The organism is Nitrosophilus sp., from assembly GCF_982775275.1.
Genome location: NZ_CEXZHP010000299.1, coordinates 1 through 1,324, shown reverse-complemented (window position 1 = coordinate 1,324; position 1,324 = coordinate 1). Strand labels below are relative to the sequence as shown.

Annotated in this window: 1 protein-coding gene; it reads left to right on the top strand. The window is 34.7% G+C overall.

The window, feature by feature from the left end:
* Positions 1–1,126: hypothetical protein (locus AC30RD_RS09435; protein WP_489494292.1), on the top strand; the 1,126-nt coding region annotated here is incomplete at its 5' end.
* Positions 1,127–1,324: the final 198 nt, after the last annotated feature.

Genomic DNA, 1,324 nt, shown 5'->3' with positions numbered 1-1,324 from the left:
AAAATATACACAACTTTACAAACACGCAGTTGAGGGGCTTATTCATGCAAATAAAAAGGAGTTTTTGAAACTTTTTTCGATGTTTGAGCACTCCAAAAAACACAAAGAGGAGCTGCTGGCTTTACAAAAAGCGTTTGAGTACTACCCAAAACTCAAAAGGCTTTACAGAGAAAAAAAGTATGCTTTGGCTCTCTCAATGTGCGATAGATACCCCCAACTTCAAACCACACCCGAATATCAAAAGCTTGAACAACACTTCAAAGAGGATTTTACATTTGCACAAAAACAGATTCTTCTCAGAAAGGTTGCTCTTGCCAAAGAGATTTTGGGTAGTTACCTTGTGGTGCCTTCAAAAAAAGAGATATGCTCCATCCTTTTACGCAATAACAAAGCCCTTATAGATTTTTTACAGGCACTCCAACACAAGGAGTATAAAAAAGTTTTTGAACTTGTTAAGAAGTATGAAATTTTTACAACCATACCCGCTTTTCATACTTTACAACAAGAGATAAACACGCAACTTGAGGCACTCTATAAAGATATAGATGCAATGCATATCGAAGCTTTAAGAAAAAAGATACAAAAACTCCAACATATCCCCCCAATTGCACCACAAATACAAACTATTTTTCAAACACTCATTTCCTTAGAGCAGCTTATAAAAAAATATGAACAAAAAGATTATGTACACGCCTACGAGATACTTGATAATGCACCACTTTTAGCAAACACGCAACTTGCAAAGCTTTTGGAGAAAAAATGGCAAGAGATTATACACCAATGTGAATATTATGCCTTAAAAGGGGATATAAAAGGGGTAAAAACCACTCTCGGAAAGCTTATACATATAAACACACGCACTGAGACTATAGGCAACCTTTTACGCCTTTGTTTTCACATAAAAATAAAACAACTTTTTGCAAAACGGCTCCTTGGCAAGGCGGAGCTACTTATCTACTCCTACATAGATATTTTTGGGCTTGATACACAGTTACGAAGTATTATAGAGCACTATGAAAAGCTCTCCTCAAAAAATCTTGCTCTAACGATGGGAGATACTTTTCCCCTTTCTAGAGCAAGCTGGAGGCATTCAAGCCTTATGGACTTGAAGCAACTCCCCACATAATGCCCCCCTTTGTCAAGACCACTTAATCCTTATTATGATAGTTATATCAAAAAATGTATAATATTTTCTTTGGGTAATATATTGGCTACTCTGTTTTGTTATCACTTTTTATTAATCTTTGAAATAAAATATCTTCTAAATTTCTACTTGAATCTGCTATAAGTAAAACATAAACTTTTTCATTGTCAATTTTATAAA